The 20,967-nt window shown below is 62.6% G+C and carries 20 protein-coding genes; 16 read left to right on the top strand and 4 right to left on the bottom strand.

The genetic code is table 11. The features are described 5' to 3' along the window. The first annotated feature begins 200 nt into the window (after nucleotides 1–200). The 5 genes from JYG34_RS16030 to JYG34_RS16010 all read left to right on the top strand — a co-directional run bounded on the left by JYG34_RS16030 (nucleotide 201) and on the right by JYG34_RS16010 (nucleotide 7,797). The gene (locus JYG34_RS16030) at nucleotides 201–4,688 is read left to right on the top strand and encodes an NEL-type E3 ubiquitin ligase domain-containing protein (RefSeq protein WP_213657376.1); all 4,488 of its coding nucleotides are present in this window, start codon (nucleotides 201–203) and stop codon (nucleotides 4,686–4,688) included. Between the two features lie 207 nt (nucleotides 4,689–4,895). Continuing rightward, nucleotides 4,896–5,456: a DUF4174 domain-containing protein gene (locus tag JYG34_RS16025; protein ID WP_213657375.1), complete on the top strand. Its 561-nt coding sequence runs from the start codon at nucleotides 4,896–4,898 to the stop codon at nucleotides 5,454–5,456. Nucleotides 5,457–5,710: 254 nt separating this feature from the next. Beyond that, on the top strand, nucleotides 5,711–6,199 hold the full coding sequence (locus JYG34_RS16020) for an HvfA family oxazolone/thioamide-modified RiPP metallophore (RefSeq protein ID WP_213657374.1): 489 nt from the start codon (nucleotides 5,711–5,713) through the stop codon (nucleotides 6,197–6,199). A 67-nt stretch (nucleotides 6,200–6,266) separates the two neighbouring features. After that, nucleotides 6,267–7,100 carry an HvfB family MNIO-type RiPP peptide maturase gene (locus tag JYG34_RS16015; protein ID WP_213657373.1) on the top strand — a complete coding sequence of 278 codons (834 nt, stop codon included), beginning with the start codon at nucleotides 6,267–6,269 and terminating at the stop codon, nucleotides 7,098–7,100. After that, nucleotides 7,093–7,797: an HvfC family RiPP maturation protein gene (locus JYG34_RS16010; RefSeq protein ID WP_213661203.1), complete on the top strand. Its 705-nt coding sequence runs from the start codon at nucleotides 7,093–7,095 to the stop codon at nucleotides 7,795–7,797. Before JYG34_RS16015 ends, JYG34_RS16010 begins: the two co-directional genes overlap by 8 nt. Nucleotides 7,798–7,883: 86 nt before the next feature. On the opposite strand, the gene JYG34_RS16005 is transcribed toward JYG34_RS16010, so the two are convergent. Then, nucleotides 7,884–8,840 (bottom strand): DMT family transporter, encoded by a 957-nt coding sequence (locus tag JYG34_RS16005; RefSeq protein WP_213657372.1) that lies wholly within the window; start codon nucleotides 8,838–8,840, stop codon nucleotides 7,884–7,886. A 101-nt stretch (nucleotides 8,841–8,941) separates the two neighbouring features. Between JYG34_RS16005 and JYG34_RS16000 the strand changes: the two genes are divergently transcribed. The 3 genes from JYG34_RS16000 to JYG34_RS15990 all read left to right on the top strand — a co-directional run bounded on the left by JYG34_RS16000 (nucleotide 8,942) and on the right by JYG34_RS15990 (nucleotide 10,390). Next, nucleotides 8,942–9,826: a LysR substrate-binding domain-containing protein gene (locus JYG34_RS16000; RefSeq protein ID WP_213657371.1), complete on the top strand. Its 885-nt coding sequence runs from the start codon at nucleotides 8,942–8,944 to the stop codon at nucleotides 9,824–9,826. A 201-nt stretch (nucleotides 9,827–10,027) separates the two neighbouring features. Continuing rightward, nucleotides 10,028–10,171: a hypothetical protein gene (locus tag JYG34_RS15995; RefSeq protein WP_213657370.1), complete on the top strand. Its 144-nt coding sequence runs from the start codon at nucleotides 10,028–10,030 to the stop codon at nucleotides 10,169–10,171. Between the two features lie 21 nt (nucleotides 10,172–10,192). Then, on the top strand, nucleotides 10,193–10,390 hold the full coding sequence (locus JYG34_RS15990) for a hypothetical protein (protein ID WP_213657369.1): 198 nt from the start codon (nucleotides 10,193–10,195) through the stop codon (nucleotides 10,388–10,390). Nucleotides 10,391–10,513: 123 nt separating this feature from the next. Here the strand turns inward: JYG34_RS15990 and JYG34_RS15985 are convergent, their stop codons facing one another. The 3 genes from JYG34_RS15985 to JYG34_RS15975 form a co-directional block, all read right to left on the bottom strand. After that, nucleotides 10,514–11,668 carry a cysteine desulfurase family protein gene (locus JYG34_RS15985; protein WP_213657368.1) on the bottom strand — a complete coding sequence of 385 codons (1,155 nt, stop codon included), beginning with the start codon at nucleotides 11,666–11,668 and terminating at the stop codon, nucleotides 10,514–10,516. 358 nt (nucleotides 11,669–12,026) lie between these two features. Next, nucleotides 12,027–12,335, bottom strand: coding sequence for a YecR family lipoprotein (gene yecR / locus JYG34_RS15980; protein WP_213657367.1), 309 nt, complete (start codon nucleotides 12,333–12,335; stop codon nucleotides 12,027–12,029). Between the two features lie 143 nt (nucleotides 12,336–12,478). Next, nucleotides 12,479–13,405 carry a LysR family transcriptional regulator gene (locus JYG34_RS15975; protein WP_213657366.1) on the bottom strand — a complete coding sequence of 309 codons (927 nt, stop codon included), beginning with the start codon at nucleotides 13,403–13,405 and terminating at the stop codon, nucleotides 12,479–12,481. A gap of 140 nt (nucleotides 13,406–13,545) precedes the next feature. Between JYG34_RS15975 and JYG34_RS15970 the strand changes: the two genes are divergently transcribed. From JYG34_RS15970 to JYG34_RS15935, 8 genes are all read left to right on the top strand, one after another. After that, complete coding sequence (locus JYG34_RS15970) at nucleotides 13,546–14,775, top strand: acyl-CoA dehydrogenase (protein ID WP_213657365.1); 1,230 nt, start codon at nucleotides 13,546–13,548, stop codon at nucleotides 14,773–14,775. A gap of 526 nt (nucleotides 14,776–15,301) precedes the next feature. Further along, on the top strand, nucleotides 15,302–16,711 hold the full coding sequence (locus tag JYG34_RS15965; protein WP_349629296.1) for a PAAR domain-containing protein: 1,410 nt from the start codon (nucleotides 15,302–15,304) through the stop codon (nucleotides 16,709–16,711). Then, nucleotides 16,708–17,103 carry a hypothetical protein gene (locus JYG34_RS15960; protein WP_213657364.1) on the top strand — a complete coding sequence of 132 codons (396 nt, stop codon included), beginning with the start codon at nucleotides 16,708–16,710 and terminating at the stop codon, nucleotides 17,101–17,103. Before JYG34_RS15965 ends, JYG34_RS15960 begins: the two co-directional genes overlap by 4 nt. A 40-nt stretch (nucleotides 17,104–17,143) precedes the next feature. Then, nucleotides 17,144–17,380, top strand: a complete 237-nt coding sequence (locus tag JYG34_RS15955) for a hypothetical protein (protein WP_213657363.1) — start codon at nucleotides 17,144–17,146, stop codon at nucleotides 17,378–17,380. Between the two features lie 388 nt (nucleotides 17,381–17,768). After that, on the top strand, nucleotides 17,769–19,163 hold the full coding sequence (locus tag JYG34_RS15950; protein WP_349629295.1) for a PAAR domain-containing protein: 1,395 nt from the start codon (nucleotides 17,769–17,771) through the stop codon (nucleotides 19,161–19,163). Further along, a complete protein-coding gene (locus JYG34_RS15945; protein ID WP_213657362.1) occupies nucleotides 19,156–19,545 on the top strand; it encodes a hypothetical protein in 390 nt (129 codons plus the stop codon). Before JYG34_RS15950 ends, JYG34_RS15945 begins: the two co-directional genes overlap by 8 nt. A 389-nt stretch (nucleotides 19,546–19,934) precedes the next feature. Further along, nucleotides 19,935–20,129, top strand: a complete 195-nt coding sequence (locus JYG34_RS15940; RefSeq protein WP_213657361.1) for a hypothetical protein — start codon at nucleotides 19,935–19,937, stop codon at nucleotides 20,127–20,129. Nucleotides 20,130–20,147: 18 nt separating this feature from the next. Further along, nucleotides 20,148–20,546: a hypothetical protein gene (locus JYG34_RS15935; RefSeq protein WP_213657360.1), complete on the top strand. Its 399-nt coding sequence runs from the start codon at nucleotides 20,148–20,150 to the stop codon at nucleotides 20,544–20,546. The last annotated feature ends 421 nt before the right edge of the window (nucleotides 20,547–20,967 follow it).

The following is a 20,967-nucleotide window of genomic DNA, read 5'->3' as shown; positions in this document are numbered from 1 at the left end:
GCGCCTGAGCGGATGGCTCTGGGGCAAGCCCAGAGCGTAGTCAGCGCTAGTCAGATTGCCAGCATCGTGCGGAAAAATTCTGACAGGAGGGCTGTGGAAACTGTCTGGCGGTGCATGAGTGCGTGGGTGGTATTTAGCTAGGCATTGCCGTGCCAGGGCCGCGGGTAGCCTCGTACGCCATTCTGACCTGGAGGTACGACATGGGCACCACTGCCAAGCAACCGGTAACGAGCGTCGACACGCTGGCCATCGAACAGGCGTATCAGGACCGCTTGATCGCCCGCCGCCTACCATCATGGATGAGTGAATTGAGCCCGGCACAGTTCGGCGCCCTGAGCGAGGCGCTCAAGACCAGCCTGGCCTGCCAGCAGGGGCTGGACGCAGCGTTTACGCCCGTCCAGGGAATCGACGCATTCGCCAGGCCCTTGCTGCAGCAGGCGTTGGCCGAGCGCTACAAGGTCGATCAGGCGGTCGACACGTTGTTCTTTCGCCGGCAGTACTTTTACTGGGCCAATGAAGGTGGCCAGGTCGCGGGGCGTTATCCCTTGCAGGGCACCGACGACTACGAAACGCCGTTGTTGGAGGCGGCATTGTGTAATTTCACCGTGCAGGAAGCCGGCGCCAACGGACAGCCCCGGCGCAATGCCGTGCTCGATGCTGCCGGCAACGCGCTGGCGCACCCCGGCGCACAGGGCTTTGCCGCGATGTGCCGCGAATTGGACTTGGGCAGGCGTTACCAGGAACACCTGGCTGGCGTGCTGGATGCAGGTGCAGGGCAGGCGGCGAACGGGCAGGGCATCAAGGCGTTGCTCACCCAACTGTACCAGGCCAACCTGGTGATCGATGCCTGCAAGGCAAAGGTCGATGGTGTGCTGACCGAGGCCGAACTGGCGCTGGTGATCGGCCTGTATCGTGATGGCCAGCCAGGCACGCTGGAGGGGGCGCCAGTGATTGCCAGGCAATTGCAGGTATTTGGCTGCGACTTGCAGCAGATCGTGGTATTGGATGTGGTCGACAAGGGCTGGTTGCTCGATACCAGCCAGCGCGTGCTGGTCTACATTCCAGGCGACCCACAGGGGCCCTGGAGCGCCCGCGACGATTTGGAGGATTTTGCCAGGCGTGTACTGGGCGTGCGTCTGCGCAAGGTCGAGTACCAGCGCTTCTTCCGACGCTTCGTGCGCCGCCGTGACAGCCAGCAATTCTTCACCAAGGTCGAGGAGCGCCTGGGCGATGTGGCCGCCTGGGCCACCCGCGATCTGGATGAACACATGCGCGCATACCCGGCTGCCTTGTTCGAGCACCTGGCCGATGCGCACATCGCGCGAATAAAGGACGATGCGGCGATGATCGCGCCACCTGTGGCGCAGCTCGACCGTGCGCTGCAAGTGGAGCACGACAAGCGCCTGGCTGCCGAAGGCTGGAGCCTGCTGGGCCTGGCAGGGCTGTTCGTGCCGCAGATCGGCGTCGCTTTGCTGGCGGTGACGGCCTGGGACCTGCTGAAGGAAACCTTTCATGCTGTCGAGGACTGGCAGGAAGGCGATACCAGGGCGGCGCTGGACCATGTGTTGAACATCGGCAAGACCGTGGCCGTGACCGGCGTGACGGTTGCCGGCCTGTTGGCGGTGCGTCGGGCCTGGAATGTGGTGGACGAGCTGGTTCCGGCGCGGATGGAGGACGGTAGCGAAAAACTGTGGAGCGGCGACCTCGTACCGTTTCGCAGCGAGGCGCCCGGGGCCGAGGCCACAGTGGACGATCAAGGGATCTACCGACTGGGCAATCAGCGCTGGATCAGGTTGCTGGGCCACTATTACCCGGTGATTCAGCGTGCCTCGGACGAGCAATGGCAACTGCGCCCGCTGCAGGGGCATGGCCCTGTGCTGCGCCATAACGGTGCCGGTGCCTGGCGGATCTGGAGCGAGCAGCCCTCCGAGTGGGAGGACAGCCATGCGATGTTTCGCCGGCTGGGTGGAGCATTCGACACCCTGGACGACGCACGGATCGACCAGGCCCTGGCGATCCACGGCCTGGATGCGAGTGACTTGCGCGGGCTGCATGTCTATGGCCGGGCGCCGCACGCTGAACTGGGCGATACGGTGAGCCGCATCGTGTTGGCCGAGCGTGTCGCGGCGCTGGTAAGCCAACTGCGCACCGGGGCGGTCATCAGTGAGGTGTCTTTGCTTGACAAGGCCAGAGGGCTGCCGGGTGCCGGGCAGATGAGCGACCAGGCACTGGCCGAGTACCTGTGGGCCCAGCGGCGGGTTGTGTTTGAGCAACTGTACGACGAGCAATACCCCGCAACCGATGCCACGCAGCTGCTGCAACGCGATTTTGCCAGTCTGCATCGCCTCGCTGCCGAGGCAGTGCTGCGTGAAGCCAGCGACACTGATCGGCAAAGCCTGCTGGATGACAAGCAGGTGCCTTTGGCCATGGCCCAGGCGGCCAGTACCCGGGTCAGGCGCATTCGTGCCGCCAGGGTACTGGAGGCGCTGGCTTTCGATACACCGCAGAGCCTCGATTTGGCGCGGTGCGTCCTGAAACTGCTGGAAGAAATGCCGGGCGCTGCATCGTCACCGCGTTGGGCGCTGTTCGATGGTGACGCCGGCGAACCACTGCTGACCACCGCTGGCACGGGGCGCGAGCTGCAGTTGGTTCATCGCGAGGGAGGGTTCCAGTTGCGCGACCGAAATGCCGATGCCATAGGGGAGCCAGGCGAGATGTTCACGGTCCTGGCCCGTGGTTTTTCTGCCGGGCAACGGGCCATGCTGGGCATCGCTGAACCGTTTGCTGCGTCATTGCGCACGACGCTGGCCCGTCGGGCTCTGCTGCGACGTCAGGCGGTCGTCGAGGCATTGGGGCTGGACCGCCCAGTCACTTCATTCCGGGCACCGCAGCGGTTCGACGATGGCCGCATCGGTTACCCGCTCAGCGGCTGGCGCCGCTGGTTGGGCCTGAGCAGCAACAGGCCCAGGGCACTGGTGACAAGGTTGCGGGACTTGTACCCGGCGTTCAGCGATGCGCAAATCCAGCAGTGGCTTGAGCAGCTCCAGCAGGCTGGGCGGGATGCCGACGCGCAGCTGGGCGTGCTGGAGCAGCAGCACGCACTGCTGGCCAAGACCCTGAGCGCCTGGCAGCGCAAGGCCTTCGCCACCACCGAATGGGAGTCGCGCCGTGAATTTGTGCAGGGGCTCGTGGGTTGCTGGCGCTTTCTGGTCCCGGAGTTGAGCGGTGATGCGCCCGTGAGGGGAGGCTACCTGTTGACCCAGGCCAACAGCCGCCTGCAGCAACTGCCAAGCATTCCGGCGCAGGTCAGTTTTCCCCATGTATCGTGCCTGGCGTTGCGGGTGATGAAGCTCAAGTCGATACCGGACGATTTCCTGCGCGCGTTCCCCAACCTGCGCACCTTGGAAATCACCGGCTGCAAGTTGCGACGGTTGCCCCTGCCGCTGGCGTTGAGCGAGCGCCTGGAGGTGCTCGACCTGTCGAACAACCGGATCATCCTGGATGCCGGCCAGGCGCTGGTCCTGGCAGGCTGCAAGTCGCTGGTCTACCTGAACCTCTCGCGCAATCCGCTGCGCAGACCGTTCTCGGTGCTTGGCATGCCCAGGCTCAACGCGCTACTGCTAAGCCGCACGGAGATCGCCGACCTGCCCTACGGCGTGACGGATGCTGCGCGGCTGCACACCCTGGACCTCAGCGACAACCGCATCGACACGCTGCCCGAGGGCTTCTATCAGTCCCACGTGTGGCGGGCGGGCAGGGTGCACTTGTTCGGTAACCTGCTGGCGGCATCGGACCCAGCCGTGACGGTGTGGAATACAGTGACGGATAGCCAGGTACCGCTGAAACTGCGCTGGCTCGACCTGGTGGACAGCGAACTGCGTGATGAAATGGCGGCGGTCTGGAGCCTTCTGGAAGACGAGGCCGATTCCGGGCACTTCTTCCACCTGCTGGGCGAACTCACGACGTCGGCCGATTTTCGCGGTGAGTTCAGTGCGCGCTACCTGGCCACCCGCTTGTTGCGGATGATGCAGCTCATGCGGGAGAACACCGGATTGCGGCAGGAGCTGTTCGACAACGCGGTGGTGACCCGCTGCGAAGACAGTGCGACTTTCCGTTTCAGTGACCTGGAGGTACGCGTGAGAGTCTGGCAGGCCGAGCAGGGCATGCTGCCAGGGCAGCGTGAGCAAGCGCTGCTGCACCTCGGGGGGCAACTGTGGCGTTTGCAGAAACTCGACGAACTCGCCTGGGCGCACGCCGAGATCATGCCGACCGCAGGGGTGGAGTCGCTCGAGGTGGCGCTGGCCTACCGGGTCGACCTGCAGTACGAACTGGATCTGCCGGTCGAGTTCGATGGCATGCTCTACCGGGGCGTGGCCAACCTCGGGCCCGCGGATATCGCCTGGGCGCGCAACTGGATCGTTACCGCGCAGACCGAGGAAGCCATCAGCGCCTGGATGGTGGAACTGCGGTTCTGGCGCCAATATCTCGAGAGCACCTTCGCCGAACGGTTGCGTGTGCCGCAGTCCGACCATGACCAACTCGACGATCTGCTCGCCCGGGATGCCCCCGACGAGGCCATCGACCGCCTGCAGGCGCGGATCCGCCAGCGTGAGCACGATACCTTGCTGGCGTTGACCCGCGAAGCGTTGGCCAGGAGTGCACGTACCTGGCGGGTAGCCCTGCATTGACGCACTTCATGCGGGTTGGCCTTGGACTATGCTCAGGTCAGCCGCTGGCAGATTCATGGGAAGACGGCGGCCGGCCAGGGACGGTCTGGTAATGGTCAGTTACCTTTCGCCTGACCACCTGTTTGGTCAGGTGGTTTAGGCTCCCGCGTCGGATCTTTCTCCCTGATCCGCAGTCTTTGGTGTTATCGAGAGAACAAGGAGATGCGCATGCTCGTTCGGTCACTGACCTTCGCCACCCTGATCGCCATCGCCGGGCCGCTATTGGCCGCAGACAGCGACGCACCACTGGCCAAGGAACTGGGCAAGTCCAGGCCACTGGTCATCATCGCCCCGAGTACCGCCGACCCGACCCTGCGCGGCCTGAACCAGGCCCTGGAAGACCCTGCCACCAAGGCGGGCTTCACTGAACGCAACCTGGTGCTGTACAGCGTCGCCAACATGATGGGCAAGCGCGAGGACAAGAACCTCGAGCAGCAGGCCACCATGGCCCTGATCCGCGAGCTCAAGCTGGGTGCCAGCAAGGGCACCAAGGTGATCCTGGTGGGCAAGGATGGCGAGCGGCACATCCTCAAGGACGATGACAGTGGCGAAAAGATCGACCCGCAGGTGATCTTCAAGGCGGTCGATGAGCTGCCCGCCAGCGAGAAAGCGGTCACCGCGCCGGAACCGGTGGCCAACGTTCCGGAGCCTGCCCCCAAGGAGGGTAAACCCGGCAAGCCGGCCAAACCGGCCAAGCCTGCGGCGCCGCCAAAGCCGCTCGACGACTGATCGAACGCTGGCGACTGATCAGTCGTGGGAGCGGGCTTGCCCCGCGATGGCGCCCGACCAGGCACACTTTTTTTGCAGCTGCTTGCACTATCGCGGGGCTAGCCCGCTCCCACGACGCCCATCCCCTTGTATCGCACTGTATCTAGCGCTCGTCCCGCGTTGTTCTCATACAAAACCCGCTCCCGCGCGATACACCCGTGACACACCACCCAGGCCAAATGGCTCCACTTTTCAACCACACGTGGAGCGACATCATGAAAACCACCCGTAATACGCTTGGCCTGCTCGGCGCCACCCTGATCGGCGGCATGGTCCTGGGCAACACCGCCTTCGCGGTCGAACCGCTGTCCCAGGGCTACCAGCTGGCTGCCGCCAAAACGCCTGGGGAGGGCAAATGTGGTGAAGGCAAATGCGGCGCAAGTGCCAAAGCCAGCACCGAGGGCAAGTGCGGCGAGGGCAAGTGTGGTGCCAGCGCCAAAGCCGGTGCCGAGGGTAAATGTGGTGAAGGCAAGTGCGGCGACGCCTCGTTCTCACGCACTGACACCAACCACGACGGCAAGGTCTCGCGCGAGGAGTTCCTCGTGGTGGCCAAGGACCGCGCCAGCGATTTCGACAAGATCGACAGCAACCACGACGGCTTTATTTCCGAACAGGAAGCTGCCGACCACCTGGCGACGATCTACAAGGCCAATGGCAGGGTGATGCCCGATGGATTGTTCAGCCACCTGACCGGTAATTCCTGACCCACATCCGACCGTGGAGCCCATGTGCTCCACGGTCGGCCTGTCGCCTGCCTGGAACCCCTTCATCATGATCGATTCCCCATTGCATACCGGGCTCGGCTTGCGCCGTGGCCTACTGCCCGAACTGTTGGATATGGCTGCGGGCGAGGTGGATTTCCTGGAGTGTGCCCCGGAAAACTGGATCGGTGTCGGCGGAGCCTTCGGCCAGAAGCTGGAGTGCCTGGCCGAGCGCTTCCCCATCGCCTGTCACGGGTTATCCTTGTCGCTGGGCGGAACCGCTCCGCTGGACGAGGCATTCCTAGGGCTCACCAGGCGCTTCCTCGACCGACACCAGGTGCGCCTGTACAGCGAGCACCTGAGCTATTGCAGTGACGACGGCCACCTCTATGACCTGTTGCCGATCCCTTTCACCGAGGAAGCCGTCCATCATGTGTCCGCAAGGATTCGCCAGGCCCAGGACCTGCTGGGGCGGCGGATCGCCGTGGAAAACATCAGCTACTATGCCGCTCCGTACCAGGCCATGAGCGAACTCGAGTTCATCCGTGCGGTACTGGTCGAGGCCGACTGCGACCTGCTGCTGGACGTCAACAATGTCTTCGTCAATGCCTGCAACCACCGCTACGAGGCGCAGGCCTTCCTCGAAGGCATCCCCCGCGAGCGGGTGGTGGGCATGCATGTGGCCGGCCACTACGACGAAGCGCCCGATCTAAAAGTCGACACCCATGGTGCGCCGGTCAAGGAGGATGTCTGGGCCTTGTTCGCCCAGGCCTGCGAGCGCTTCGGCGCGCAGCCTACCGTGCTCGAACGCGACTTCAACTACCCGCCACTGGCCGAGTTGCTGGCCGAAACGGCCCATGTTCGCATCCTGCAACAGCGCCATGGAGGGCCACGCCATGGCTGATACCCTGCGCGAGCAACAGTTCACCCTGGCCCGGCACTTGCGCGATCCGGCCGCCAATCCACCGCCGCCCGGCATCGAGGCGCGACGCCTGGCGGTCTATCGCGAGCTGTTCCTTGGCACCGTCGAAGGCTTGCTGGCCGGTAGTTTTCCGGTGTTACGCAGCACCCTGGGCGAGCCATGCTGGCAGGCCAGGGTGCAGGACTTCTACGCGTGTTACCGCAGCCAGACACCGCTGTTCAGCGAGGTCGCCACGGCGTTCATCGACTACCTGCAGGGCATCGAGCTCGACGCCCCCTGGCAGTTGGAGCTGGCGCATTACGAATGGATCGAGGCGCAGTTGTACCTGAGCGATGCCGAGGATCCGCCCCATGATCCCTTGGGGGACCTGCTTGAAGGCGATCCGCTGCTGTCGTGTGTGGCGCGGGTGTTGGCCTATCGCTGGCCGGTCGAACGCATCGGGTCGGACTACCAGCCGCTCGTGCCGCCTGAGGCACCGACGTTGTTGCTGGTCTATCGCGACGCGGGGTTACAGGTGCGCTTCGCCCGGGTGGCGCCGATGGCCTGGCAACTGCTGATGGGGCTGCCGGGCACAGGGCGTGAACGCCTGCGGGCCCTGGGTAACGAAGAGGTGCAGCACAAAGGCCTGATGCTGCTGGAGCAGCTGCGCGAGCAGGGCATCATTGTGGGTACCCGTTGAGCGCCCACCGCCTAGATGGCAGTGACTGTCTTGCACAATGCTCGAGCTTTACGCGATTCCCTGTAGGCGCGTGCGCTTGGGGCCATCTACGCCGCGGCTTGTTTGGCCGATGCGGCTGCTTCTACCTTCTTCGCCGGCTTCAACCGCGACACCCCGAACAGCACCAGCGCCAACCCGGCCACCTGGTACAGCGATATCTCCTCGTTGAGGATCGCCCACGACGCCAGCACCGTCAGCACCGGCCCCAGGTTGCCCACCGCCGCCGTGTGGGTCGGCCCCAGGCGCTGGATGGCCAGGGCCACCCAGTAGATTGGCAGTACCGTGGAGAACAGCGCCATCAAGGCTGCGTACAGCCACACCGCACTTGGCAGTTGCAGCAGCGGTGCGACATCGGCCACCAGCAGGTAATGGGCCAGCACCATCAGCGACGACGCCGTGCCGCACAACCCGGCGAGGCGCATCGACCCCATGCGCTTGAGCATCGCTCCGGTGCCCGAGTAGTACAGCGCGTAGGTCACCGCGCTGGCAAACACCCACAGCGAACCGAGGATCACCTGGCTACCGACTCCGGAGCTGGCGATGTCGTGGACGAAAGCGATACCCAGCCCCAGGTAGCACAGGCCCATGGCCGCCAGTGTGCGCAAGGTGGGGCGCTCGCGTTGGGCGATGGCCTGGATCAGCAGCACCAGGGTCGGGTAGGTGAACAGGATCAACCGCTCCAGGCCGGCGCTGATGTACTGCAACCCATAGAAGTCGAACAGGCTTGCCAGGTAATAGCCGAACAGCCCGAGCAAGGCCACGCGCAGGCCGTCGCCCAGCGTCAGCGGCGCGCCATCCTGGCGGCGGCTGGACCACACCAGCCAGGCGAACAACGGCAACGACAGGGCCATGCGCAGGGCCAGCAGGCTGATGGCGTCCACCGGCCCGGCGGCATAGGCGAGCTTGACGAAGATGGCCTTGAAGCTGAAACCCAGTGCCGCGAGCACGGCAAAGAGGCTGCCGTTGGCGAGGGCACGCTGGAGCGGGTCGGGCAGGCGGGTCATGGCGAATCCAATGCGAGTCAGGTCGTGGCTTATTCTGAATAGAAGATCATCACGCTAGAATCGCTTTTTCTTGAACGTGGCGTTCTGATTTGGAGAAACCCATGCACTTCGACCTGACCGACTTGCGCCTGATCGCTGCCATCGCCAGCAGCGGCAGCCTGAGCAAGGCCGCGGCGACCTTCCCGGTGGCGGTGTCGGCGGCCAGCACCCGCTTGCGCCTGTTCGAGGAGCGCAGCGGCCTGACGCTGTTCATCCGCAAGGCTGACGGCATGCAGCTCACGCCCGCCGGGCGGCTGGTGCTGGAGACGGCACGTGGTGTGCTGGGGGAGGCGCAGAAACTGCAGGACACGATGCGGGAACTGGCAGGCCAACGGCGCATCACCCTGCATGTGGCGGCCTCGACTGTGACCAACAGCACCTTGCTGCCGGCGGTACTGGGGCCGTTCCTGGCGGACTATCCGGAGGTCGACCTGCAACTGGTCGAGCACAAGAGTGTCGATGTGCTCCGGGTAGTGTTGGGCGGGGAGTGCGAGATCGGTGTGTACGACGGCAACCTGGTCAACGATGGCGTGGTCTCGCTGCCGTTTCGCACCGAGCGCCTGGTGTTGTTGGTGCCGGTCGATCACCCCTTGGCCGGGCGTGGCCAGTTGCGCCTCGGCGATGCCCTGGGTTACCCCTTCGTCTGCCTGCCGCCCGAGCGCGCCATGCAGCGCTTCGTCGAAGAGCTGGCGATGAACCTGGCCATGCCGCTGAAGGTGCGGGTGCGCGCGCCGAGCTTCGAGGCCATCGCCCAGCTGGTGGCCCAGCACGCGGGCATCGCCATGTTGCCGGAAACCGCGGCACTACGTGCCCAGCAGGAGCTGGCGGTGTGTCCGGTGGCACTGGAGGAGCGCTGGGCGACCCTGGAGCTGCGCATCTGCTTCCGTGGCTGGGAGGCGCTGAGTTCGCACGGGCGGCAGTTGGTGAGTTTTCTGTCCGGGCAGTGAGGGTGGACTGGTGGCAATGTGCAGCTCGTGTCCTGTCTCGGAAATAAGCTGTTCACTTTTGGCGGCGTCTTGGCCGAACACCCAAGCCACTCGCCAAAAGAGAACGTATTTCCGAGACCGGACACTAGTACACCAGCCCTAGGGTCAAGTCGGGGCAACCGGCCGATAATCGACACGCTTTCCCAACAAGGAGCGTTCACGATGATCGAGGTTGAAGAAGCGCTGCAGGAACTGGATGAAGCGCAGATCGAAGCGGTTGCCGGAGGCGGCCAGCGCCCGGGCGACCCGCCACCGCAGTTTCCCGAATGGCCCGAAGAACTGTTCGGTTCGCGCGCCGGTTACTGACTCAGCAAAGGAGTGATACCCATGTCGATTGAAAACTCGCCCACGCTGCGTGTGCTTGGTCCAGAGGAATTGGAACGGGTTGCCGGCGGCACCGATGCGACCATCATGCCGGTGATGCCGCCGGTGTATCCGAAGCCGGACGTTCCGCCGCCACACCTGCCGCGTTATCCCGAGGTGCCGCCGCCCAATGACATCGAGGGCCCGATAATCCGGTTCTGAGGTGTTCCTGTAGGAGCGGCTTCAGCCGCGATGCCGGCAACGCGGTGCCTGGCACCCGCTGTGCGGGTGATCGCGGCTGAAGCCGCTCCTACAGAGGTCGCATCAGGTCAATGGGCGACGTTTTTACCACAAGGCAACCGACCCCGCCGCAATCACCCGGCCGAACACTTCGACCGCCTTGTCCACGTCCTGTTCTGTGGTGTAGCGCCCGATGCTCAGTCGCACGCTGTTGCGTGCCTGTGCTTCGCTGAGCCCCAGTGCCAGCAGCACATGGGATGCACTATTGGCGGCCGAGTTGCACGCCGAGGTGGTCGACAGCGCCAGCTCGCCGGCCAGCGCGTTGCTGTTGAACCCCTTGGCCTCGATGCACAGGTTCAGGGTGTGGGCGATGCGCTGTGTCGGGCAGCCGTTGAGGCGCACGCCAGGCAGGGCCAGCAGGCCATTGCGCAACCTGTCGCTCAAGCGCTGGATACATGCGTGCTCGCTATTACCCGGCTGGCCGGCCAGGGCAAAGGCGCTGCCCATGCCGACGATCTGGTGGGTAGCCAGGGTGCCGGAGCGCAGCCCGCGCTCATGGCCGCCGCCGTGCATCTGCGCGCGCAGCACCGGGTGGGCGCGGGGGCCGACGAACAAGGCGCCGATGCCCTTGGGGCCATAGGCCTTGTGCGCCGAGAACGACATCAGGTCCACCGGCTGCCGGGCAAGGTCGATCAGCACTTTGCCGACGGCCTGGGCGGCATCCACATGCAGCAGCGCGCCGTGTTCGCGCACCAACGCGCCGATGCTGGCGAAATCGGTGACCGTGCCCAGTTCATTGTTCACCGCCATCAGCGACACCAGGCGGGTGTCCGGGCGCAGCGCCGCCTGCACGGCCGCTGGCTGGATCAGCCCTTGGGCGTCCGGCGCCAGGCGGGTCACCGCCCAGCCCAGGCGTTCCAGTTCGGCGGCAGTGTCGAGCACCGCCTTGTGCTCCAGCTGGCTGGTGACCAGGTGGCCGGGGTGTTCGAAACCCTGGGCGATACCCTTGAGGGCGAGGTTGTTGGACTCGGTGGCGCCGGAGGTCCAGACCAGCTCGTCGGGCTGCGCGCCGACCTGTTCGGCCACCTGGCGGCGCGCCTGCTCCACGGCCTCGCGGGCGGCCTTGCCATGGGCATGACCGCTGGACGCGGGGTTGCCGAAATTCGCCTCGCGGCCAAGGCAGGCCATCATGGCTTCGATGACTCGGTCGTCGACAGGGGTGGTGGCGGCGTAATCGAAATACAGCGGGGCGGTGGGCATGATCGGGCGTGTCCGTGCAGGGGCGCCGACGATCGGCGGCCATGGGGGAAATCCTACGCGTGCCTTTGGAGGAATGTTTTTCCTTTTTGACCATTGCCTGGGTGTTTGGAGATCAATCTTTCTGATATTGCCATTTATGTAGGAAATTTTTTCATTACGTTTAGCCGGGAATCAGAACCATTCCCAAGGCGCCTGCTTGGAGACCATCACCAGATCCTGAGGGCCATGTTCCATTGCTTGTGCCATGAATTCGAGAAGCCCGTTTCAGGGCGGCGCAAGGGTTACTGAAAGACCATGGCAATGCGCGCGGGACAAGGTGCGGGAGCCCATGCAACCGGCCCCCGCGATGGGGAAAGGGTCACTTCTTGCAGAGGTAGTCCTGGGTGACCGTGGTCTGCAGGCAGTTGTACTGGCCCATGGTGCGGCAGAGGCTCTTTTCGCTGCCGGTGATTTCCGCGTTTCGGTAACCCCAGGTCTTGCAACGCGCGGTGGCAACCTGCAGCCCCTGCGCCGCGTCACTCTGGCCGCTCTCGAACTGGCCCTGTTCGTAGGAGACCTGCACCAGGCCATCGTTCTTGCTGCCGCCAGTAGCTTCCCATTGCTTGGGGGTGGCGCAGCCAGTGAGGACCAGTGCGGCGAGGGTGAGGGTGGCGAGGGTTGTCTTCATGTCGGCAGGGTCCTTTGCAGGGCCCGGGCAGAAGGGCGCCGGGCCTGATGTCAGGTGAGGGAGAACGTCGTCGACGGTAGCACGGGGCCAGACGCTGGCCGATAGCATGGGTGTGCTAGCGGCTGTTCGCCATCATGCAATGCTCAGGCATTTTCCAGCGCCTGCTCGTCCTGCACCGCCACCCGTTCGCACAACTCGATGATCTGTTCGCGCATCCAGCGGTTGGCCGGGTCCTGATCAGTGCTTTCGTGCCAGTAGAGGTGGGTTTCCAGGGGCGGCACCTCCACCGGCAGCGGCTGGTGGCGCAACTGGTGGCGGCGGGCGAAGCGCTCGGGCACGGTCATCACCATGTCGGTTTGCTGCAGCACCTGCGAGGCCATCAGGTAGTGCTGCGAACGCAGGGCGACGCGGCGCTGCACACCCATCTTGCCCAGGGCCAGGTCGACATAGCCCAGGCCGTTGCGGCGGCTGGAGATATGGATGTGGGTCATGCCCAGGTAGGCGTCGAGGGTCAGCTTGTGCTCGGCCAGCGGATGGCCCGGGCGCATGGCGCAGACGTAGCGGTCCTGCATGAGCTTGACGTGGCGCACCTGCGGGTCGGTGTTCAGCGGCGCGTCCACGGCGAAATCCAGGCGCCCGGCAGCCAGCTCCTTGGTGGTCTCGCGGCGCTTGCATAAAAAGCTTTCGATCACCAGTGCAGGTGCCAGCCGGCGCAAGCGCTGGAACAACGGCGGCAGGATCACCGCCTCGGTGAGGTCGGTCATGCTGATGCGGAAGGTCTTGCTGGCCTGCAGCGGGGTGAAGATGCGGCTCTCCTGCACCGAGGTGCGCAGCAGCGTCAGCGCGCTGCGCACCGGGCCGATGATGTTCTGCGCCATGGGCGTGGGCACCATGCCCTGGGCGGTGCGCACGAACAGCGGGTCGTTGAAGGTTTCGCGCAGGCGCGACAGGGCGTTGGACACCGCCGGTTGGGTGATGCCGACGATCTGCCCGGCGCGGGTCAGGTTGGCTTCGGTGTAGATGGCGTCGAAGACGATGAACAGGTTGAGGTCGACCTTGCTGAGGTTCATGGGCGCCGCTCTTTGTTGGAGTTATCGGTCGATCATATATCGGTTATGAATGTTTATACACGTAGAAAATAGACTAGGTGGATGAAGGCCGGCTGTTCTAGGCTCAGGCCCATGTTCTTCATTGACGGAAGGTAGCCCCGATGGATTTCGCCTATTCGCCCAAGGTCCAGGCACTGCGCGAACGCGTCAGCGCTTTCATGGATGCATACGTCTACCCGGCCGAGCCGGTGTTCGAGCGCCAGGTCGCCGAGGGCGACCGCTGGCAACCCACCGCCATTGTCGAGGAGCTCAAGGCCAAGGCCCGCGCTGAAGGCCTGTGGAACCTGTTCCTGCCCGAATCGGAATACGGCGCGGGGCTGACCAACCTGGAGTACGCGCCGCTGGCCGAGATCATGGGCCGCTCGCTGCTGGGCCCGGAGCCGTTCAACTGCTCGGCGCCGGACACCGGCAACATGGAAGTGCTGGTGCGCTACGGCAGCGAGGCGCAGAAGCGCCAGTGGCTCGAGCCGCTGCTGCGCGGCGAGATCCGCTCGGCGTTCGCCATGACCGAGCCGGACGTGGCCTCGTCGGACGCCACCAACATGGCCGCCACCGCCGTGCGCGACGGTGATGAATGGGTGATCAACGGCCGCAAGTGGTGGACCTCCGGCGCCTGCGACCCGCGCTGCAAGGTGATGATCTTCATGGGCCTGTCCAACCCGGATGGCCAGCGCCACCAGCAGCACTCGATGATCCTGGTGCCCACCGACACGCCGGGGGTGAAGATCGTCCGCCCGCTGCCGGTGTTTGGCTACGACGACGCCCCCCACGGCCACGCCGAGGTGTTGTTCGAGAATGTGCGTGTGCCCTATGAAAACGTGATCCTCGGCGAGGGCCGCGGTTTCGAGATCGCCCAGGGGCGCCTCGGCCCAGGCCGCATCCACCACTGCATGCGCTCGATCGGCATGGCCGAGCGCGCCCTGGAGCTGATGTGCAAGCGCTCGGTGGAGCGCACCGCGTTCGGCCGGCCGCTGGCGCGCCTGGGCGGCAACATCGACAAGATCGCCGACTCGCGCATGGAGATCGACATGGCGCGGCTGTTGACCCTCAAGGCCGCATACATGATGGACACCGTCGGCAACAAGGTGGCGCGCAGCGAGATCGCGCAGATCAAGGTGGTGGCGCCGAATGTCGCGCTGAAGGTGATCGACCGGGCCATTCAGTTGCATGGCGGGGCGGGGGTGAGTGGTGATTTCCCGTTGGCGTACATGTATGCGATGCAGCGGACCCTGCGTTTGGCCGACGGGCCGGACGAAGTGCACCGGGCGGCGATCGGCAAGTACGAGATTGGCAAGTACGTGCCGAAGGAGATGCTGCGCAGCAGTCATTGACCTGGCAGAAAACCCGCTTAGGCGGGTTTTTTGTTGCTCAAGGAAGGTGTTTGATCGTGTATCGGCTGCCAGGTTGCAGGCGAGGGTCATGCAGCGCTCTCAGGACCGAGCGCCGCCCGTGCGGCGCATCGCGGATGAATCCGCTCCTACATTCGTTGCAACGTGCCTATGCCCGATAGGTCATGGTTGTCCGCCTTGTTTGTACGACGCGATTTTTCGGCTGGCGCCAAGGCAGGCAACCATGGCCTGACAGGTGCGGCACGTTGCAACCGATGTAGGAGCGGATTCATCCGCGATGCGCCGCGCGGGCGGCGCTCGATCTCCTAGGCGCTGCAAGGCTTCCGGCGAACGCCTCGAAAAGGCTGCGTAAGTCAGAGTCATCCCAGTCTACTGTAGGAGGTTTCCTTACTTGCCACCGCCCCCCCCAGCGCCACCGCTGAGCTGCTAGCGTTCTGCGTTTTCCACGCACAAGGAAACGCCGCATGACAAGGAATAGCTTCAAGGGCCGCGCATCGGGTGCCCGCCGATGAATCTGCGCATCGTTATCTTCGGCAAGGCGCAAGGCCTCGATGGCGACCGCACCACCACGGGCGCCACGTGCATCGGCAAACGGGCGGCGGGCAACGTGAACGGGAGCGGCTGGTTGCTCGAAGGCGACTCGACCACGCCCTGCCCACGCTGCGGCCAGGTGGGCACACTCATCGACGGCGACCCTCGCTTCCTGCAGGACGGCGTGCCTACCGTCGTCGACGGCGCGCGCGTGCGCTGTGGCTGCCCGCTGGGCAGCAATCGCCTGATTGCCCCGCTGGACGAGATGCCCAGCCTGGCGCGCGGGGCGTCGGCGCCGGTACCCAGCGATCCCCGGGCTGTCCCGCGTGGCGTTGTCGAGCGGCCCATGCCTGCCACCCACGCCGTCTCTACGGCACCCTCCGCACTGCAACCCGGGTTCTACATCGTGCCCCGCAGCATGGCCGGCGAGCAGGTGCTGCAGCAGCTGGCCACGGTGCAGGGCACCCTGCCCATGTCGCTGGTGCGCCGGCTCAACCCCACCTTCGACCAAGGCTTCAAGGCCGGCGAGCTCTTCGTGCTCGGTGCCCCCGACAACAGCTTCGCCTGCACCCGCGAAGAGGCCGATTTGATGGCCGCGGCGCGCAGCGCACGTGAGTCGCTGGCGATCCTCAGCGAGGAGGAAGCCGACTTCATGATGCAGCACATCGGTGAAGTCGCCGGGGTGCTCAGCGGCGCCAGTCTGTCCATGGGCGTAGGCAAGGACATGCTGGCGCGGGGGATAGGGCAGGTGGGGGACACGCTCAAGGGGATCGAGCGGTTGCACCAGCGGGAGTTCGCCTTGCACCGGCATTTGAACAGCCAGCAGTTCTTTGCTGAGCGCAAGGTGTTGTATGCACAGTTGAACGCGCAGTTGCACAGCGCGTTTCTTGGCAAGTACCTGGACCTGGGCCGGCATGAACGTCTGCGCAAGGGGTTGGGGATCTCCACGAAAAGCCTGGTGCACCACTGGTCCAAGGCTGGTGCGCCGGGGGCGATACCGGGGTATGCGACGCATTTGGATGAAGTGGCGAAGATGTCGAAGTATTTGAAGTATGGGGGGCATGTGGCGGTGGGGTTAGGTGCGACATCGTCCTACCTTAAAGTACAAGAGGTATGTCGTGCAGGGGAAACCGAGCAATGCAGAAAGGTTCGCTTCACTGAAGCTGGCAGCTTTGCTGGCGGGCTTGCCGGTGGCGTTCATGGTGCACGGGTAGGCACCCTGATGGCCACCTTCTCTTGTGGAGCCGTAGGTGCTGTTACAGCTGGCGTAGGGGGTGCTGCGTGCGGTCTAGTGCTTGTAGGGGCAGGTTCATTCATCGGTGCCACAGGTGGTGGTATGGGAGGTGAGTGGCTAGGAGAAGCTTTGTATGAGTGGCGATCGAAATGAGCAGTTTCTGGTCGACGGGATGGGCCATGGTGTTTATGGCGATACCGTTTTTGCTTTGCCAGATCGGACTGATCATGAGTTTGATGCTTACTCGTGAGAGCTGTTACGACCGTGTTGTCAAAGCGCTCCCCAGAAGTGCTTGGGTGGAACAGCGGAGACGTTCCTTCGATGAGCTAAGTTTCAGATCCAGGTGGTACTTTATAAATACAGTCAGTGGAGCGTTTCTCTACCCTTCTTATGTCATTCGCAAAGGCCTTGTTGACGAGAGCGAGGTAGTGGCTTTCCCTGCCGGTCTTCGATGCATGATGGTTGTATCTGCCTGGTTTTCCATTATTGGATTTTTATGGTTGATATTTGCAGTGGCGTTGCTGGCGTTTACACGGGCTGGTTGATCATCATTTACCCGTTAAGGTTACAGCTACAGGTCTGCTTATGATTGATTTGAGCTGGTGGCCTGTGGAGTTGAGGATAGTGTTGCTACTCGCTCCTTTCGTTATTGTGCTGACCGGGCTTGCAATTCAGTTGCATATCTCAGGCTCGCGCCATTTCCAGGTGATGTGCGACGCGTTGCAGCGCAGTGAAGGTCTTCGCGAAGAGCTGAGAAACGGTGGTGCGCTGACGCTAAAGTTTCGACTGATGAGCGCCGCCCGTGCGGCGCATCGCGGATGAATCCGCTCCTACATTCGTTGCAACGTGCCTATGCCTGATAGGTCATGGTTGTCCGCCTTGTTTGTACGACGCGATTTTTCGGCTGGCGCCAAGGCAGGCAACCATGGCCTGACAGGTGCGGCACGTTGCAACCGATGTAGGAGCGGATTCATCCGCGATGCGCCGCGCGGGCGGCGCTCGATCTCCTAGGCGCTGCAAGGCTTCCGGCGAACGCCTCGAAAAGGCTGCGTAAGTCAGAGTCATCCCAGTCTACTGTAGGAGGTTTCCTTACTTGCCACCGCCCCCCCCAGCGCCACCGCTGAGCTGCTAGCGTTCTGCGTTTTCCACGCACAAGGAAACGCCGCATGACAAGGAATAGCTTCAAGGGCCGCGCATCGGGTGCCCGCCGATGAATCTGCGCATCGTTATCTTCGGCAAGGCGCAAGGCCTCGATGGCGACCGCACCACCACGGGCGCCACGTGCATCGGCAAACGGGCGGCGGGCAACGTGAACGGGAGCGGCTGGTTGCTCGAAGGCGACTCGACCACGCCCTGCCCACGCTGCGGCCAGGTGGGCACACTCATCGACGGCGACCCTCGCTTCCTGCAGGACGGCGTGCCTACCGTCGTCGACGGCGCGCGCGTGCGCTGTGGCTGCCCGCTGGGCAGCAATCGCCTGATTGCCCCGCTGGACGAGATGCCCAGCCTGGCGCGCGGGGCGTCGGCGCCGGTACCCAGCGATCCCCGGGCTGTCCCGCGTGGCGTTGTCGAGCGGCCCATGCCTGCCACCCACGCCGTCTCTACGGCACCCTCCGCACTGCAACCCGGGTTCTACATCGTGCCCCGCAGCATGGCCGGCGAGCAGGTGCTGCAGCAGCTGGCCACGGTGCAGGGCACCCTGCCCATGTCGCTGGTGCGCCGGCTCAACCCCACCTTCGACCAAGGCTTCAAGGCCGGCGAGCTCTTCGTGCTCGGTGCCCCCGACAACAGCTTCGCCTGCACCCGCGAAGAGGCCGATTTGATGGCCGCGGCGCGCAGCGCACGTGAGTCGCTGGCGATCCTCAGCGAGGAGGAAGCCGACTTCATGATGCAGCACATCGGTGAAGTCGCCGGGGTGCTCAGCGGCGCCAGTCTGTCCATGGGCGTAGGCAAGGACATGCTGGCGCGGGGGATAGGGCAGGTGGGGGACACGCTCAAGGGGATCGAGCGGTTGCACCAGCGGGAGTTCGCCTTGCACCGGCATTTGAACAGCCAGCAGTTCTTTGCTGAGCGCAAGGTGTTGTATGCACAGTTGAACGCGCAGTTGCACAGCGCGTTTCTTGGCAAGTACCTGGACCTGGGCCGGCATGAACGTCTGCGCAAGGGGTTGGGGATCTCCACGAAAAGCCTGGTGCACCACTGGTCCAAGGCTGGTGCGCCGGGGGCGATTCCGGGGTATGCGACGCATCTGGATGAAGTGGCGAAGATGGCGAAGTACTTGAAGTATGGGGGATATGTTGCGGTGGGGGTGGGGGCGACATCGTCTTACATGAAGATCTATGAGGCTTGCCGTGCGGGGGAAACTGAGGAGTGTAAAAAGGTCAGACTTACTGAGACCGGTAGCTTTACTGGCGGGCTTGCGGGAGGAGCTATCGGCGCAGAGGTAGGGAAACTTGCAATCAGATTGGTCTGTAATTTTGGCCCATGGGGGAAAGCGGTCTGCGGTATAGCGATGGTTGGTACAGGCTCATATGGTGGGGCTGTGACTTTGAGTGAAGCCGGCGAAAAGATGGGGGAGCTGATTTACGAGATAGCCTATGATTGATGTCAGTGGCTGGCCGGCTAACTTGAGGATCGCGATTCTGCTTGTACCATTTTTGACAGGGCTCGCCGGCCTTGCAATCAATGCGCATATTGCTGCCTCACGACATTTTGACGTGATGTGTGCAGCACTTAAGCGGAGTCCATGCCTGCATGAGGAGCTGAAGCGTGGAGGGGGATATACTTTAAAGTTTCGCTCTTTGACAGTGAGCTCCATGGCAGGAGCTTTATGTTGGCCGGCGCTTTCAATTCGTAAGGGGAGCCTGGATCCGGAGGATTATAAAAACTTTCCCGTCTACCTCAAGACACGTATGAAGGTGGCCAGCTACTGCATGTTGATTGCTTTGGCCTGGGCTGCATTCATTATGCTATTTCTTGAGTTTTAAGGTGCGCACTAAATGGATATGAGTAGCGTTCCAGTGGGAGCTTGTATTGTGCCGGGGTTTTAATATCTAAGTTAACTTTCTGGAGGCGGCATAGGCGCTCTGGGTGGGGCGCGGCAATCAAGTAAGCTCGTTGTTTCGATAAATTGGTAAAGCAGCCTGTGGAAACGCAATGGTCGAGGCTATATATGATTGACTTGAGCCATTGGTCGGTAGGCTTGAGGATTGTGATACTATTAGTTCCGTTCGTAAGTTTGTTTGTCAGTGTTGTACTAGTCACGCATATGGCCTCCTCGAGACAATTTGATGTTATGTGTGCGGCGCTTCAACGGAGTCAATGTCTGCGTGAGGAGCTGAAGAGAGGGGGAGGTTATACTTTAAAATTTCGGTCTATGACGGTTAGTGCCATGATGGGTGAGCTATTATGGCCGGCTTTAGCAATTCGAAGAGGTAGTCTGAATGCTGAGGATTATCGTGAGTTTCCGGCCTATCTCAAAAAGCGTATGAAGGTTGCGGCTTGTTGTGTTTTTATTGCCTTGAGTTCTGCGGCATTTATTGTGCTTTTTGTTGATGTGGCTCGCTCATGAAATACTGTGGGTGCGTTCGTGATTGATCTGAGTAATTGGTCAGCAGATTTAAAGATTGCTTCATTGCTGATTCCATTTTTTATCATATTCTCGGGCTTGGCGATTCATATGTATATTGCTATGTCGCACAACTTTGATGTGTTGTGCGCAGCGCTTCAGCGAAGTCAATGTCTGCGTGAGGAACTTGGGCGAGGGGGTGCCTATACTTTGAAATTCAGAGCTATGACGGTTAGTGCGATGACAGGTGCTCTGTTGTGGCCGGCGCAATCAATACGACAAGGTGATTTGGATCCGCAGGACTATCGAGAATTTCCGGGTTATCTAAAAAGGCTGATGACAATCGCCATGTGTTTTATGGCTATTGGTATGGGCTGGGTATCGTTTATTGTGATTTTTGTTGAGTTCAAACGTGCATGATGCATGTCTGATGGCCACAGCGCCCGTGTGGAGCTGGTTCTTATCTGGGAGCCTCAGCCATGGAAAGGGAGGAGAGTGGTTGAGGGAGTCCTTATATGGTGGTGGGCGAAATGAGTATTTTCTTGCTCGCGCTGAATGTTATCGCCAAGTGATTGGAGTGCTGACTAAAAGCGTGTGGTCGAGTAGCAGAGGTGGTACCTCGGCGAGGCGAGTTTAAAATACAGATGGCATTTTGTGAATACAATAAGTAGGGCGTTTCTCTATCCGTCTTATGTGGTTAGGAAAGGGCTTTTCGAAGAGGAGGAGATTAGGAGTTTTCCTAAGAATCTTCGGCGACTGATGGTGATTTCCGCATGGTTATCTCTTGTTGGTTTTTTGTGGTTGGTGCTTGCTACTGGTTTGTTGACGTTCGCACGATCAG

It is taken from the genome of Pseudomonas entomophila, from assembly GCF_018417595.1.
GTDB lineage: Bacteria > Pseudomonadota > Gammaproteobacteria > Pseudomonadales > Pseudomonadaceae > Aquipseudomonas > Aquipseudomonas entomophila_C.
The sequence above is the reverse complement of the archived record's forward strand: the minus strand, read 5'-3'. Positions and strand labels throughout refer to the sequence as shown.